Consider the following 15,056-nt stretch of genomic DNA (forward strand, 5'->3'; position numbering starts at 1 on the left):
CATCCACGGGATCAATGTCCCCAGGGGGGATCGGTCTTCCATCCGCCACCGCACAAGCGACAATAGCACAGCGCGGCGAAATCAAGTTACAAGGGGGCAAGAGTAGCGATATTCGGAGAGGGTACCCCCTCATCCGGCCCTTCGGGCCACCTTCTCCCCCTCGGGGAGAAGAAACGCCCGGCAATGCCGGGCGTCCTTAATCTATTAGAGCAACTTAGCGGTTACGGCCGCGATGGCCGTTGCCGGAAGCGCGCTTTTCCTGGCCGTTGCCGCCGGCAGGGGCGTGGCGGTTGGCGCCGCTGCCGCCGGGCTTGCGGGCCGGGCGACGTTGCTTGCGCGGGCCGGCCGGGCGGCCTGCGTCGCCTTCAGCCTGCTTGACGCGCTTGAAGTCGGAGGTGACTTCAAGATCGTTGTCCGCTTCGCGCGGTGCGTGGTGGCGCGACGGGCGGGATTCGCCGTTGTGACGGCCGCCTTCGCGGGGACCACGCTGATGGCCGCCATTGTTGTTGCGGCCGCCGCGGTTGTTGTTGGGGCGCGTTGGGCTCGCAAGACCGGCCGGGCGCTCGCCGGAGGCGACCGGAATATCGATCTTCATCAGCTTTTCGATGTCGTGCAGCAGGCGGGTTTCGTCCGGGGCGCAAAACGCAATGGCGATGCCGTCGCGGCCGGCGCGGGCGGTACGGCCGATGCGGTGAACATAGGCGTCGGGCACTTCCGGCAGGTCATAGTTGAAGACGTGGGTGACGGCCGGAATGTCGATGCCGCGGGCAGCGACGTCGGTTGCCACCAGCACCTTGATCTCGCCATCCTTGAAGCCCTTGAGAGCGCGCTCGCGCTGGCCCTGGCTCTTGTTGCCGTGGATGGAGGCGACCTTGAAGCCGATATGTTCGAGATGCTTGTAGAGCTTCTCGGCGCCGTGCTTGGTGCGCAGGAACACGATGGCGCGGCCATCCGGGTTTTCGTTGAGCGACTTCTTCAGAAGCTCGGTCTTGTCGTTCTTGCCGGCGACGAAGTGAACATATTGCTCCACCTTGTCGGCTGCCTTGCCGGGCGGGGTCACTTCCACCTTGAGCGGATCGGTCAGGTAGCTGTGGGCGAGATCGGCGATCGCCTTCGGCATGGTGGCCGAGAAGAGCAGCGTCTGGCGCTTGGCCGGCACCATCTTCGAAATCTTGCGCAGATCGTGGATGAAGCCGAGATCGAGCATCTGGTCCGCTTCATCGAGCACCAGATAGGTGACCTTGGAGAGCGAGATGGCGTTGCGGGCGATGAGATCCAGCAGGCGGCCGGGGGTCGCCACCAGAATATCCGTGCCCTTTTCGAGCTGGAGCTGCTGCTTGTTGATCGATGCGCCGCCAACCACCTGGTTGATGCGCAGCGGCGTCTTCTTCACGAAGGAGCGCAGGTTTTCGCCGATCTGGTTCACCAGCTCGCGGGTGGGGGCGAGGATGAGCGTGCGGCAGGTGCGGTTTGCCGGGCGGTCCGCCTGCTTCATCAGCATTTCGATGATGGGCAGGCCGAAAGCGGCGGTCTTGCCGGTGCCGGTCTGTGCGAGGCCGATCAGGTCACGGCCTTCGAGCAGCAGCGGAATGGCCTTTGCCTGAATGGGAGTAGGGGTCGTATAGCCAAGCTGGGTAACGCTGGCCACGATCTTTTCGGAGAGGCCGAGTTCGCTAAAACTGGTCAATATAATGCCTTTCGGGGCGCCAAAAACCAATCGTCCGGAACAGGGCTGCTGTCCGGCGGTTTCGGCGTCAAGAACCCCGCGTGAATTGGGAACTTGTGGGTTGGAATAACTTTCTGCGCATCAGTGCGGCACATGCCGTCTTCTGTATTCTCTGCGCTTTTCCTTCATGCGGGCCAGATTCCTTATTTTAAGGACGTCTTTCCGGTCATACGCTGCAGCTCACGCGGCTGCCGAAGGTGAAAGCTTGAGGGCCATGTGGGCGTTTTGCGCTTCAAAGTCAAGCGATAGTTTTGTAATGCCGCCGCTGGAGGGCGCATGGCAGCCATGCGTGGGGTAGCCGGCGATTGCCAGGACGGCGCGGGCGCCAGCGAAGAATTATGGTTAAAAAAGGGTAACGACACCGTCGGATACATAGCAAAGATCGATTTTCTCACATAACGTTTTTTGCGACGGCGTCCGGAAATATTTGATTCGACAGAAATGGACTGCAAGGTGTGGAGTATCGATTGACCGAAGGCTGCGGGTTGCTGGAAAAGGCTTGCAGGGCCGTTGCCGCCCTGGACCTGCCCGCGTGCATCAAGGACAGCGAACTTCGCTATATCGCGGTCAATTCCGCCTATGCCCGGATTATGGGGCGCCCGCCCGGGGCATTCAAGGGACACACCAGCCTTTCCCTTTCCGCCGATATTCGCGATGCCGAGCGTGAGGACAGGGAGCGCCGCTCGCTGGTCTTCGCCACGGATGAGATGATTGCCTGCCATGGTGGGGGCGCGTCCGGGCCATACACGCTTCGCTGCGAACGTTTCACCGGTGACGACGGCAATCTGTTCCTGTTCGAAGCGTTCGAGGATATGCCGTCCGCCGCCGTGGAGGTTTTTCCGCAAGCCGACAGCGCTTCGGAGCTGCTGTTCGGCAGCGGCGTGATCGATCTCGTCGATGCGGGTATCGTGATTTATGACAGCGAAAACCGGCTGGTCTACTGCAATACCCGCTTCAGGGAATTCTACAGCGCGCTCGGTGTCGACCTGAAGGCCGGCGTCCCGCTCGAGACGCTGATGAGGGCGATTTATTTTTCGAGCGGCTACCGCGATGCGAAGGCCGGCGATCCGGCGTTCGAAGGGTGGATGCAGGAGCAGCTGCGGGATTTTTCCCTGCCCTATCTCGAAAGGGTGGAGCAGTTTGCCGATGGTCGCTGGGTGCGCATGGTCAACAAGCGGCTGGAAAACGGCATGCTGGTGGGGCTGCGGGTGGATGTCACCGAGTTCAAGGCGCATGAGACGCTTCTGAGCACGCAAATCCGCGAGACCTGGCTTCTGCGCGCCGCGCTTGAGCAATTGCCGGTCGGCGTGTTCCTGCGGGATCAGGACAGGCGCCTGACCTTTGCCAATGCGGCCTATGAGAAATTTCTGGGCGGCAGCCTCGCCGACCATATCGGCAAGACCGAATGCGAGATGTTTCCGGAGGAAGGCCCGCAGTTCCAGCGGGAAAACGAGCATATTCTGCGAACCGGGGAAGCCATTGAAAAGACCGGAAGCGTTCCGCTTGCGGATGGCGGCGCCATTCCCGTTATCACAAGGCTCGGCCGGGTCGCGACGCCGGATGACGACTATTATCTGGTGGGCTCGGTCACCGATGCCAGCCTGTTGCAGGACCGGGAAAAGGCGCTGATCGCCGCGCAGGCCGAGGCTGAGGCGCTGCACCGCCAGCTTGAAGCGGTTCTGCATGCCCTGCCGGTGGGCGTGCTGCTGCTCAGCGCCGATCTCGTCATCGAATATGTCAATCCGTTCTTTTATGAGGTCTGGGGCGAGATCGGCGGCGAGAAGTCGCTTGTCGGCAAAAGTTATCGCGAATTCATGGAGATGAATTTCGACAGCGGCCTTTATGACTATGGCGACAGGCCTTTCGATGAGGTCTATGGCGAGCGGGTGCAGCGGCTTCTGAAGGAGGAGGTCTTTGCGCCCCGCGAGGTGCGCAGCAAAAGCGGCAAGGTCACGGTGATTTCGAAAACCCGGCTCGAAGGCGGGAAAATCCTCAGCACCTATGCCGACGTCACCGATGTGCGCATGCGCGATGTTGAGATCAGCAAGGCGAAGGCCGAACTGGAGCGGGTCGGCGAATATATGCAGGGCGCCACGCGCGCCATGGCGCAGGGGCTGGTGCTGGTCGAGCAGGGCACGATCATCATGTCCAACGAGGCGATGGCGCGCATGTTCGACGTGCCGCCGCATCTTCTGGAAAAGGGCTGCAACTGGTCTGGTTTCTTCGCCCATTGCGCCGGGCGCGGCGATTTCGGCACGGCCGGGGAGGCTGCGGAGACGCTGCGCGCCTGGAGGGAGAATATCGCCGCCAACCGGCCGTTTTCCTGGCTCATCCATGTCGCCGGCAAAAGCTGGCTCAATCTGGAGGCCACCAACAGTTCCGGCAATTACTGGCTCATCATCGTCACCGATGTGACCGAGATGAAGCTGCGTGAAGAGGAATTGCAGCGGCTGCTATCGCGTGCTGAAGCGGCGGATCGGGCCAAATCGGAATTCCTGGCCAATATGAGCCATGAAATCCGCACGCCGATGAACGGCGTTCTCGGCATGGCGGAGCTTCTGGCCAAGTCCAATCTCGATACGCGCCAGAAGACCTTTACCGATATCATCGTCAAATCCGGCAATGCGCTTCTGACGATCATCAACGACATTCTCGATTTCTCGAAGATCGAGGCCGGGCAGATGAGGCTGCGCAGCGTGCCCTTCGATCCGGCGGAGGCGGTCGAGGATGTGGTGTCGCTGCTGTCCTCGGCGGCGCTGGAAAAGGACATAGAGCTGATCGTTCGGATCGATGCTTCTGTCTTCGGCAAGGTCATCGGCGATGCCGGCCGCTTTCGGCAGATCGTCACCAATATCGTTGGAAACGCCGTCAAGTTCACCGAAATGGGGCATGTGCTGGTCGAGCTTTCGGCGCGTTCGGCGGAAGCCTCCGAGGCCATCCTGTCACTGCGCGTCGAAGACAGCGGCATCGGCATTCCGGCCGACAAGCTCGAAACCATCTTCGACAAGTTCAGCCAGGTCGACGGTTCCGCCACGCGTCGGCACGAGGGAACGGGGCTGGGGCTGGCGATCACGGTCGGTCTGGTCGGCCTGTTCGACGGCACGATCAAGGTCGTCAGCGATGTCGGCAGGGGATCGACCTTCGAGGTCAATATTCCGTTTCAGGTGACCGAGAGACAGCGCGACCTCCCGCTTCTTTCCGTGGCGATCGAAGATATCCGCGTGCTCGTCATCGACGATAACGACGTCAATCGCCGCATATTGACGGAGCAGTTGCGCAGTTGGGGCATAGATGGCCACGCGGTGGAGGATGGGCCTTCCGGCATCGCCGTGCTTGAGGAGGCGGCGTCGCTCGGTTTTTCCATCGACGCCATCGTTCTCGATTATCATATGCCTGTGATGAACGGGCTGGATGTGGTGGAGCGGATCCGGGCGGATGCGCGCTTTGACGACATCGCCATTGTTTTCCTGACCTCCATGGATGTCGTCGGCGACGAGACGCTGTTCACCGATCTCAATGTGCAGGCGCATCTGATGAAGCCGGCGCGGGCGCGGCTCCTGCGCTCCACCCTCTTCGATGTGGTGCGCGATGTGCGGCTGAAACGCGCCCGGCAAACTCCGGCCCCGCGTGACGGTCTGGGTGATGGCGCCGTCCTGCCGGAAAGAGGCTCCGCCGAAAGAAAGCAGCGCGATGCCGCATCGACGGCGGTGCTGGCGCGGCATCGGCCGAGCCTTGTCGATGTGCTGGTGGCCGAGGACAATGACGTCAATCAGATTGTCTTCACCCAGATATTGCAGCAGGCGGGTCTGCGCTTTCTGATCGTCGGCAATGGCAAGAAGGCCGTGCAGGCGTGGCAGGAGAACAATCCCGCCATCATCCTGATGGATGTTTCGATGCCGGTCATGAACGGACATCAGGCGACGCAGGCCATCCGCGCCGCGGAACGGACCGCCGCCGACGGCCGGCATGTGCCGATCATCGGCGTTACCGCCCATACGCAGGAGGCGGATCGGGAACTATGCCTGGAGGCGGGCATGGATGATTATCTGTCGAAGCCCATCAGCCCGGAAACGCTCGAAGACAAGATCGCGCAATGGCTGGGCGAAAACATGCCGCGCCGCGACGTGCCGGGCGTGTGACTTTTCGACCGAAACATCGCTGTGCTTCGCGTCAGCCGAACGGTTTGGTCCCACAGAGCATTTCCCGCTTTCCGGCAAAACCTTTCCGGCGCTCCAGCTCAAAACCGGCGGCGATGAGGTTGCGGCGAACGAAGCCGGCGGCGGCATAGGTGGCGAATGTGCCGCCAGGCGCCGTCTTTGCGAAAAGCGCCTGCATGATTTCCAGCGACCACATGTCCGGATTGCGCGCGGGTGCGAAGCCATCGAGAAACCAGGCGTCGAAACTTTCCTCGCTTGCGGAAATGCCGGCGAGCGCTTCGCCACAGACCACCGTCAGGCGCGTTTCGTCATCGAGCTGGATTTCGACCCGTCCTTTCGGCTCGGCGGGCCAGAGGGCGGTGAGCGCCTTGCGTTCGGCATCCACCTCCGGCCAGCGGGAAAGCGCCCGGTCGATTTCCTCCGCCTTCATCGGGTAGAGTTCGAAGGAGATGAAATGCAGTGTGGAGCGGCCGTTGCGCATCTCTTTCCACTGGCGCCATGTCTCGCAGAGGTTAAGCCCGGTGCCGAAGCCTAGTTCGCCGATGCGGAAGGGGCCCTCCTGTTCGAGCCAACGCTCTGGCAGGCCGTTTCCGGAGAGGAAGACATGGCCGCATTCCAGCCTGCCGTCCGTCTGACAATAAAAATGGTCGTCAAAGGCCAGTGAATAGGGCATATCCCCGTCACGCCAGTCGAGCGCGGTGGGGGTTTCCCCGGCCGGTGAACCGGCCGCTGCGCCGGTCTCTGTGATATTTTCGTTGGAATGTTTCATGGCTAAAGCCGATAATCCCGCTTTCGAACAGGGTCAATCTCCAAGATTGCCGGCTTCCGTGCCGCTTCTCATCGTCGGCGGCGGCATCATGGGGCTGTGGGCCGCCGTCAAGGCGGAACGGCTCGGCATCGATACATTGCTGGTGGAGGCGGATCGCCCCGGCGGCGGCGCCAGCGGCGGGCTGCTGGGCGCATTGATGCCGCATATGCCGGACCGCTGGTCGGACAAGAAGCAATTCCAGTTCGATGCGCTCATTGCGCTGGAAAAAGAGATTGCCGGGCTGGAGGCGGAAACCGGGCTTTCCGCCGGCTATCGCCGCTCAGGCCGTATCATTCCGCTGCCGAAGCCGCATCTGCGCGCCATTGCCGAACGGCACGAACGGGATGCGCTGGAGAACTGGGTGTCGGGCGAGCGCCGGTTCCATTGGCGTGTCGGCGACAGGCCTTCGGTGGCGGGCTGGGTGGATGATGCGGCGGGTGAGGCGGGTTTCGTGTTCGATACGCTGGCGGCGCGGGTCTCGCCACGTGCGATGATCGCCCTTCTTTCGGCTTTTCTCGGCAAGGCGCGGCATGTGCGGCTGGCGGAAGGTTGCCGCGTTCTTTCGCTCGACGCGGATGCCGGGCGGGCGGTGCTGTCGTCGGGCGATGAGGTTTCTTTCGGCCATGTCATCGTCGCCAACGGCCATGGTGCCTTCCCCCTGATCCGCGCTGCCCTCGGCCTGGAGGCCGGTGTGACGCTGGGGCAGGCGGTAAAGGGGCAGGCAGCACTTCTCGACGCGGCAGCCGATCCGGCGATGCCGGTCGTGTTCCTGAACGGTCTTTATATCGTGCCGCATGAGGATGGCACGGTCGCGATCGGCAGTACCAGCGAAGATTGTTTTTCCGATCCCTTCAGTACCGATGAAAAGCTCGAAAAACTGCTTGCCGATGCGTCTGCCGTTGTTCCCTCGCTTATCCGCGCGCCGGTGCTGGAACGTTGGGCCGGGCTTCGCCCAAAGGCGGTGGGGAGGGACCCGATGGTGGGCACGATCCCCGGCCATCCGAGGCTCGTTGCGCTGACCGGCGGCTTCAAGGTCAGCTTCGGGCTTGCGCATTTTCTCGCCGACGCGGCGTTGCAGACCGTGTGCGGTCACACGCCTGTCATCCCCTCGGGCTTTCACCTTCAACAACACGTGAGTATCGCCGCCGCGGACTTTAGAAAGTTCTGATCAGGCCGCCCACGTCGTTAATCTGTCACGCAAATCACTTATTTGCTGGCCTGCAACGAGGCCGGTTTGTCCGCATTTGCGGCGAGGTGACAGTGCATGCGATACGCCATTCATTTCACGCCTTCCCCCAATGACCCCCTGACGCAGGCGGCTGCCGCATGGTTGGGGCGCGATGCCTATTCCGGTCAGGCGGTGGAGCCGCCGGGCATGATCGATCTCGGCATGCAGGAGATTTCCTACCATACGGCCCTGCCGCGCCGTTACGGTTTCCACGGCACGATCAAGGCTCCCTTCCGTCTTGCGGAGGGCCATTCCGAGGCGGCACTTCTGCGTGACCTGATGTATTTTTCCGGCAGGCAGGAGCCCTTCACGCTGCCGCAACTGGTGGTGGCAAGGCAGGAGAATGTCTTCAGCCTCGTTCCCGAGCGCCCCTGCGAAGTGCTGCATTTCTTTGCCGCCCGCGTGGTGCAGGAATTCGACCGTTACCGGGCGCCGCTCTCCGACGCGGAAATCGAGCGGGCGGATCCGGACCGGCTTTCGGCCTCCCAGCTCACCAATCTGCATCGCTGGGGCAGCCCACATGTGATGGATGAGTTCCGGTTCCAGATGTCCCTGACGGGCGGTGTGGAAGCTTCCAGCAGCCAGAGGATAGAGCGGGCCGTGCGCAAGGTTTTTGAGCCGCTGCTGACCCGATCCCTGCAGTTTTCCAGCCTTGCGCTTTTCATCGAGGATGAACCGGGTGCGCCTTTCCGGGTACACTCGCTTCACCCCATGGGCCGTGTTTCCGCCCGAAAGATAGCCTGACGAGCGCGTTGGCGCAATCGTATACAAAAAAGCATCGGAATGTCGGCAAGATTGATCTCGACATTCCGGATGCGGATGCTACCGTTCGGATATCGCATATCTGAAGTGTGTGTTGCGCCCCTTCCGGGTCATCGCGCTTCGGAGATCTGTTTTATGTCTCCCGAAATCGGTTTCCGCCTTGGGAGAGATGTTCTGGGTGGCTGCATGATTTCCGAAAACTACTCCCGCAATCTGGTGGGCTATGGCCGCAATGTTCCCGATCCGAAATGGCCGGGCGGCGCGCGCATCGCCGTGCAATTCGTCATCAATTACGAGGAGGGCGGCGAGAGCTGCATTCTCGACAATGACAAGGCTTCGGAATCGCTGCTGTCGGAAATCGTCGGCGCCCAGCCCTGGCCCGGCCAGCGCAACCTGAACATGGAATCGATCTATGAATATGGCTCGCGCGCCGGCTTCTGGCGGCTGTGGCGCATGTTCACCAGTCTTGGCGTCACCACCACCGTTTATGGCGTGACCGCCGCCATGGCCCGCAACCCGGAAGCCGTCGCGGCGATGAAGGAAGCGGGCTGGGAAATCGCAAGCCACGGTTACCGCTGGCTGGAATATAAGGATTTTTCCGAAGAAGAAGAGCGCAAGCATATAGTCGAAGCCGTGCGTCTGCACACGGAGGTTACCGGCGAGCGTCCTTACGGCATGTATCAGGGCAAGCCTTCGGACAATACGCTGCGCCTTGTCATGGAAGAGGGCGGTTTCCTCTATTCGTCGGACTCCTATGCCGACGATCTGCCCTATTGGGTGAAGGGTGCGAAGGACGAGCCGTTCCTGATCATTCCCTATACGCTCGAAACCAACGATATGCGTTTCGCCACACCGCAGGGCTTCAATTCCGGCGACCAGTTCTTCACCTATCTGAAGGATGCTTTCGATGTGCTTTATCAGGAAGGCGTCGAGGGCGCGCCGAAGATGATGAGCGTCGGCCTGCATTGCCGTCTTGTCGGCCGCCCCGGCCGCGCGGCGGCACTTCGCCGTTTCATCGAATATGTGCTCGGCCATGAGAAAGTGTGGATCCCGCAGCGCATCGAGATTGCCCGTCACTGGCATGAACATCATAAGCCGGAGGTGCTTTGATGGTGACGCGTGAGGACTTTGTCAGCCGTTTCGGCGGCGTGTTCGAACATTCGCCCTTCATCGCCGAACGGGCCTATGACGCGGGCGGAGCCGGCCTGGAACTGACGGCGAAGGCGGTTCACGCCGCGCTTAGCGCGCAGTTTCGCGCCGCTTCCGAGGCGGAAAGGCTCGGCGTATTGCGGGCGCATCCCGATCTTGCCGGCAAGCTGGCGATTGCGGGCGAGTTGACGGCCGACAGCCGCAACGAACAGGCCGGTGCGGGGCTGGACCGCCTTACCCCGGAAGAGCACGCCCGTTTTACCGCGTTGAACAGCGCCTATACCGAAAAATTCGGCTTTCCTTTCATCATCGCGGTCAAGGGGCTGAACAGGCACGATATTCTTTCCGCCTTCGAGACGCGCATCGGCAACGGTGCAGCCGAAGAATTTGAGACGGCGACGGCGCAGGTGGAGAAGATCGCCTGGCTGCGCCTTTCCGCGATGTTGCCGGAAGACTGAATTGGCGAGTGGTGGCCGTTCTGCTAGAATCGCGCTGTCTGGAGATGAAGATCATGAGACCTTCCGAGGTGCTGGAAAAGAACAGGGAAGCGATCCGCGAAGCGACGAAACGCTTCAACGCGGCAAACCCGCGCGTGTTCGGCTCCGTCGCCCGTGGCGAGGACCGGCCGGACAGCGATCTCGACATTCTGGTGGATGCGCTGCCGGGTACGACATTGTTCGATCTCGGCGGTTTGCTGGAAGAGCTATCGGCCATCATGCGCGGCACAGACATTCATCTGCTGACGCCAGGGGACTTTCCCGAGCGCGTCCGTGTGAAGGTTCTGCAGGAAGCGAAGCCTGTATGAGCGTCGAGCGGCTGCAGGTTTATCTTCAGGATATCAGGCAGGTTGCTTCGGAAACCATCGACTTCGTTCGACTGAAAACGAAGGATGAATTTTTGGCTGATCTCGTCCGCCAACGGGCGGTAGCGATGAACCTTCTGATTATCGGCGAAACGACCGCGCGGATAATGGAAGAGTTTCCCGCTTTCGTGGCGGATTTTCCCGATATTCCGTGGGTCAAGATGCGCGGCATGCGAAACAGGATCGCGCATGGCTATATGAGCATCAATCTTGAAACGGTCTGGGATACGACACAGACGGCGATACCGGACCTTCTGGACAAACTCTCTCTTCTGCGAAACTGGCATGCCCAAGGTGAATGACATTTGACTGATTTTCTCGACATAAAACCTCTTACCAAAGAGGCTTTCGCATCCTTCGGCGATGTGATCGAAACGACACCCTCTTCCATGCGGCATATCAATGGCGGCCAGACGGAGCGGCATCATGCGCTTGCAGCACCGGAGGCGGCGGGTGAGGGTGCGCGGGTCATCCTCAATATTTTCCGCGGGCAGCCGCGGGCCTTTCCGCATGAAATCGAGATGATGGAACGGCATCCGCTCGGCAGCCAGAGTTTTTCACCGCTTTCCGGCCGACCCTTCCTCGTGGTCGTCGCCGATGACGACGGCGGCCGGCCCGGCCGGCCGCAGGTGTTTCTGGCGCGGGGCGATCAGGGCGTGAATTATCGCCGCAATGTCTGGCACTATCCACTTATGCCGTTGCAGGCGGTTTCGGATTTTCTGGTTGCCGACCGTGATGGGCCGGGTAACAATCTGGAAGAGTATTTTTTCGACAAGCCCTATATGATCGCGGAGCCCAAGCCATGACCGGTTTGACCACCCATGTCCTCGATGCCGCCCATGGCACGCCCGCAGAAGGACTGACGATCGAGCTCTACCGGCTCTCCGGCGATCGCCGCGAGAAGCTGAAGACAGTGAAGACCAATAGCGACGGCCGTGTCGATGGCGGGCCTCTGCTCGTCGGCGACAGTTTCAGGGCCGGGGAATATGAGCTGGTTTTCCATGCCGGCGATTATCTGCGCGGCAAGGGTGTTGTGCTGCCGGAGCCGGCCTTTCTCGATATTATCCCGATCCGCTTCGGCATTGCCGATGAGAGCGGCCATTACCATGTGCCGCTTCTGCTTTCGCCCTATAGCTATTCCACCTATCGAGGAAGCTGATTGCCATGATCTTTGCCGCGATTGCCGATATTCATGGAAACTGCGCCGCGCTTGAAGCCGTGCTGGAGGATATCGCGAGGCTTGGCATCAAGGACATCGTCAATCTCGGCGATTGTTTCAGCGGCCCGCTGGAAGCGGGGTTTACCGGCGATGTGCTTGTTGGCAACTGGATTCCCAGCATTCGCGGCAACCATGATCGCGAACTGATCGAGCGCGCGCCGGAGGAGATGGGGAGCTGGGAGAGGCCGGCGCATGCGCAGCTGAGCGCCGCCCATCTGGACTGGCTGCAAACGCTGCCATTCAGCATGGTGTTCAAGGATGTCGCTTATTGCTGCCACGGCTCGCCGCGTGACGATCTGGAATATTGGCTGGAAACGCTGTCGCCGGAAGGCGTTCTGAAATTGCGGCCGCTGGCCGAAATCGAAGCCATGGCGGAAGGCATCACCCAGCCGCTGATGCTGTGTGGCCATACCCATATTCCCCGCACCGTGCAGCTTTCCGACGGCCGGCTGATCGTCAATCCCGGCAGCGTCGGCTGCCCCGGCTGGAAGGACGACACGCCTTTCGACCATCACGTCGAGGCCGGCCACCCGCTTGCCACCTATGCCGTGCTGGAAGAGACCGGGCGCGGCTGGCAGGTCTATTTCCGCAACATCCGTTACGACAATATGGCCATGGCCGAGATGGCGAAGGTCAACGGCATGCCGCATCTGGCCGAAGCCTTGGCCGGTGGCTGGCTCAAGCGCTGATCCTCACCCCTCGCTGGTCATCACCACGCAGGAATAAGATTGCGCCTTCAGTTCCTTGCAGGCGGAAACCGCCGAAGACTGGTCTTCGAAGCCGGTGAAACGGGCGCGGTAGAGGGTTGCCGATCCGCTTTGCACCGCTTCGGTGTAGGGAGCGATCCCGGCATAATTTCCGGCGATGTTGGAGCGAGCATTGGCAAGCAGCGAGCGGGCGGCGGCTTCGCTGTCGGTGGCGGCGATCTGCACTTCCCAGCGGCTTCTCTGGCCCGTGGGCTGGCTGGTGGAGGCTGCCGCGGGAGCCGGCCGTGGGATGGCCGAAACCTGCATCATGTCGGCCATCTGGTTATTCGCCGTGGCGATCTGCATGGCGACCGGATCCTGGCGGCGTTCGGCGAACATCGGCAATGGTACGGAAGCGGGCGGTACTGAGGCGGCGGGCGCGGCTGCGGGCGTCACAGCAAAGGTGCGGCTGACATTGGCGCTGGCGACGAGCTGTTCGGTGTTGCGGCTTCTCGATGCCTGCGGCACGGCCTTGTCCAGAAGGGCGGCCATCTGCGCATCGCGGCTGCGCGCGGTCTTGCCGCCCAGCACGACGCCGACGACGCGGCGACCATTGTGATTGACGGCGCTGACGAGATTGAAGCCGGAAGCATTGGTATAACCGGTCTTGATGCCGTCCATGCCCTGATAGCGATACATCAGATTGTTATGGCCACGAATGCGTTTTCCCCGGAAGCTGAAGGATTCCATGGCGAAGAGATCGTATTCCTTGGGAAAGTCGCGCTGCAGCGCCAGGCCGAGTTTCGCCATGTCGCGCGCCGTGGTCACCTGCGATTTGCTGGGCAGGCCGGAAGCGTTGCGGAACACCGTTTTCGTCATGCCGAGCTGGCGGGCCTTGCGGGTCATCATCTCGGCGAACCTAGCCTCGGAGCCGCCGAGATGATCGCCCATGCCTTCCGCCATGTCATTGGCGGATTTGACGATCATGCCGTAGACCGCCTCGCGCACGGTGAAGGTCTGCCCCTGGCGCACATAAAGCTTCGAGGGGATAACGGCCGCACCGTTCTTGGACATCTTTATCTTCTGGTCCCAGCGAAGCCGGCCGGCATGCAGCGCCTCGAAGGTCATGTAAAGCGTCATCATCTTGGTGAGCGAGGCCGGGTGGTTCAGCACATCGGCATTGCGGGCGGCCAGAACCTTGCCGGTATTGGCGTCCATGATGAAGTGGGCGTAGCCGGCCTGCGCAGGCGATGCCTGCAATGAGAGGATCGCGCAAAAGAAGGCGAGTGCGAAGACCCATGCGCCCGCCATTCCCCGTTTGATCGTTCCCGACATAGTCCACCCCTTTTGTTCGGCCGCCGCGATGAGCGAAGTTTTACTGACACTTTCCGGCAACAAAACCGCTAAAACTTTAGAGATCGCTTTCATGCTTAATTAAGTATGAATTTCAAGCCAGCGGCAGGCCTCACAATTTCCTTGCAAAGAAACCAACCGTACGGTATGTTTCGAAACATGAAAAATGCACATGAACGGAAAAAGCAGCCTGAGATCGTTCGCCGCAGTCTTCTCGATTGCGCGGCGAAACTCGCTGCCGAACAGGGTGTTGCAGCACTTTCCGTGCAGGCGGTGGCGGATGCGGCGGGAGTTACGAAGGGCGGGTTGTTTCATCATTTCGCCTCCAAGCAGGCTTTGCTGGAGGCGGTGATGGCGGACCTTCTTTCGGCGCTGGACGCGGAAATCGACGCGCTCATCTCACAGGATTGTGAAGCTTACGGATGCTTCACGAGGGCCTATGTGAACGCGGTTTTCGCCGATCGCGACCGGGAATCGGGCAGGCAATGGGCGGCGTTATCGGTGTCGATGGTCGGTGAACCGTCGCTCAGGCGCATGTGGACCAGCTGGTTCGAAGGACGTCTCATCCGTCATAAGGAAACGGATGAGGGGGTGGTATTGGAACTGGTGCGGCTTGCGGCTGACGGTATCTGGTTTGCCGATCTTCTGGCCGATGACGGCAGGGCAGGTGGCGACAGGGCGGCTCTCAGAGCCCGGATGATCGCGCAGACGAAAAAGGAAATGGAACAATGAACGCGGCTATCTTCACCTACGGGGCGCTCGTCGCGGCCATTGTCTGCGAGGTCATCGCCACCTCGTTCCTGCAGCAGTCGCAGCAGTTCACCCGGCTGTTGCCGACGGTGCTGATGGCGCTGTTTTACGGTGCGGCCTTTTATCTGCTGTCGTTCACGCTGCGGGCGCTGCCGGTCGGCGTGGCCTATGCGATCTGGAGCGGGCTCGGCATCGTGCTGATTTCCGGTATCGGTTATTTCGTGTTCCGCCAGGCGCTGGATATCGCCGCCGTGGTTGGTCTCGGGTTTATCGTGACGGGGGTGGTGATCGTCAACGTGTTTTCGAAGACGGTGGGGCATTGAGGGGCTGGGTGGTCTAGCGCGAAGGCGATACCG

Annotated in this window: 16 protein-coding genes; 13 read left to right on the top strand and 3 right to left on the bottom strand. The window is 61.1% G+C overall.

Going from position 1 to position 15,056, the window contains the following annotated elements; translation table 11 throughout:
* Positions 1–214: 214 nt before the first annotated feature.
* Entirely contained in the window at positions 215–1,687 is a 1,473-nt protein-coding gene (locus ACQZ40_RS10035; RefSeq protein WP_448747870.1) for a DEAD/DEAH box helicase, read from the bottom strand.
* A 315-nt stretch (positions 1,688–2,002) separates the two neighbouring features.
* Between ACQZ40_RS10035 and ACQZ40_RS10040 the strand changes: the two genes are divergently transcribed.
* Both ACQZ40_RS10040 and ACQZ40_RS10045 read left to right on the top strand, forming a co-directional pair.
* Positions 2,003–2,125: a hypothetical protein gene (locus tag ACQZ40_RS10040; protein ID WP_448747871.1), complete on the top strand. Its 123-nt coding sequence runs from the start codon at positions 2,003–2,005 to the stop codon at positions 2,123–2,125.
* Positions 2,126–2,193: 68 nt separating this feature from the next.
* The gene (locus ACQZ40_RS10045; RefSeq protein ID WP_448747872.1) at positions 2,194–5,865 is read left to right on the top strand and encodes a response regulator; all 3,672 of its coding nucleotides are present in this window, start codon (positions 2,194–2,196) and stop codon (positions 5,863–5,865) included.
* A gap of 31 nt (positions 5,866–5,896) precedes the next feature.
* Here ACQZ40_RS10045 and mnmD read toward each other — a convergent pair whose 3' ends face one another.
* Positions 5,897–6,652 carry a tRNA (5-methylaminomethyl-2-thiouridine)(34)-methyltransferase MnmD gene (gene mnmD / locus ACQZ40_RS10050; protein WP_271045333.1) on the bottom strand — a complete coding sequence of 252 codons (756 nt, stop codon included), beginning with the start codon at positions 6,650–6,652 and terminating at the stop codon, positions 5,897–5,899.
* Here mnmD and ACQZ40_RS10055 point away from each other — a divergent pair.
* From ACQZ40_RS10055 to ACQZ40_RS10095, 9 genes are all read left to right on the top strand, one after another.
* Positions 6,651–7,859 carry an NAD(P)/FAD-dependent oxidoreductase gene (locus tag ACQZ40_RS10055; RefSeq protein ID WP_448747873.1) on the top strand — a complete coding sequence of 403 codons (1,209 nt, stop codon included), beginning with the start codon at positions 6,651–6,653 and terminating at the stop codon, positions 7,857–7,859. The two genes, mnmD and ACQZ40_RS10055, sit on opposite strands and share 2 nt — an antisense overlap.
* Before the next feature lie 96 nt (positions 7,860–7,955).
* On the top strand, positions 7,956–8,663 hold the full coding sequence (locus ACQZ40_RS10060) for a DUF1045 domain-containing protein (RefSeq protein WP_003524263.1): 708 nt from the start codon (positions 7,956–7,958) through the stop codon (positions 8,661–8,663).
* A gap of 204 nt (positions 8,664–8,867) precedes the next feature.
* A complete protein-coding gene (puuE, locus tag ACQZ40_RS10065) occupies positions 8,868–9,791 on the top strand; it encodes an allantoinase PuuE (RefSeq protein WP_448747923.1) in 924 nt (307 codons plus the stop codon).
* Entirely contained in the window at positions 9,791–10,288 is a 498-nt protein-coding gene (gene uraD, locus ACQZ40_RS10070; protein ID WP_448747874.1) for a 2-oxo-4-hydroxy-4-carboxy-5-ureidoimidazoline decarboxylase, read from the top strand. Before puuE ends, uraD begins: the two co-directional genes overlap by 1 nt.
* 53 nt (positions 10,289–10,341) lie before the next feature.
* Positions 10,342–10,635: a nucleotidyltransferase family protein gene (locus tag ACQZ40_RS10075; protein ID WP_271045337.1), complete on the top strand. Its 294-nt coding sequence runs from the start codon at positions 10,342–10,344 to the stop codon at positions 10,633–10,635.
* Entirely contained in the window at positions 10,632–10,994 is a 363-nt protein-coding gene (locus ACQZ40_RS10080) for a HepT-like ribonuclease domain-containing protein (RefSeq protein ID WP_271045338.1), read from the top strand. The genes ACQZ40_RS10075 and ACQZ40_RS10080 overlap by 4 nt, the downstream gene beginning before the upstream one ends.
* Before the next feature lie 3 nt (positions 10,995–10,997).
* Entirely contained in the window at positions 10,998–11,498 is a 501-nt protein-coding gene (locus ACQZ40_RS10085; RefSeq protein ID WP_080856668.1) for an ureidoglycolate lyase, read from the top strand.
* Positions 11,495–11,851 carry a hydroxyisourate hydrolase gene (gene uraH, locus ACQZ40_RS10090; protein ID WP_271045339.1) on the top strand — a complete coding sequence of 119 codons (357 nt, stop codon included), beginning with the start codon at positions 11,495–11,497 and terminating at the stop codon, positions 11,849–11,851. The genes ACQZ40_RS10085 and uraH overlap by 4 nt, the downstream gene beginning before the upstream one ends.
* A gap of 5 nt (positions 11,852–11,856) precedes the next feature.
* On the top strand, positions 11,857–12,600 hold the full coding sequence (locus ACQZ40_RS10095; protein ID WP_174036312.1) for a metallophosphoesterase family protein: 744 nt from the start codon (positions 11,857–11,859) through the stop codon (positions 12,598–12,600).
* Between the two features lie 3 nt (positions 12,601–12,603).
* Here ACQZ40_RS10095 and ACQZ40_RS10100 read toward each other — a convergent pair whose 3' ends face one another.
* Positions 12,604–13,908 (bottom strand): serine hydrolase, encoded by a 1,305-nt coding sequence (locus tag ACQZ40_RS10100; RefSeq protein WP_448747924.1) that lies wholly within the window; start codon positions 13,906–13,908, stop codon positions 12,604–12,606.
* Positions 13,909–14,097: 189 nt separating this feature from the next.
* On the opposite strand from ACQZ40_RS10100, the gene ACQZ40_RS10105 reads away from it, so the two are divergent.
* Both ACQZ40_RS10105 and ACQZ40_RS10110 read left to right on the top strand, forming a co-directional pair.
* Positions 14,098–14,682: a TetR/AcrR family transcriptional regulator gene (locus tag ACQZ40_RS10105; protein ID WP_080851082.1), complete on the top strand. Its 585-nt coding sequence runs from the start codon at positions 14,098–14,100 to the stop codon at positions 14,680–14,682.
* The gene (locus tag ACQZ40_RS10110; RefSeq protein ID WP_003524247.1) at positions 14,679–15,023 is read left to right on the top strand and encodes a DMT family transporter; all 345 of its coding nucleotides are present in this window, start codon (positions 14,679–14,681) and stop codon (positions 15,021–15,023) included. The genes ACQZ40_RS10105 and ACQZ40_RS10110 overlap by 4 nt, the downstream gene beginning before the upstream one ends.
* Positions 15,024–15,056 lie beyond the last annotated feature (33 nt).

The sequence above is a fragment of the Agrobacterium sp. 16-172Ci genome (assembly GCF_053522725.1).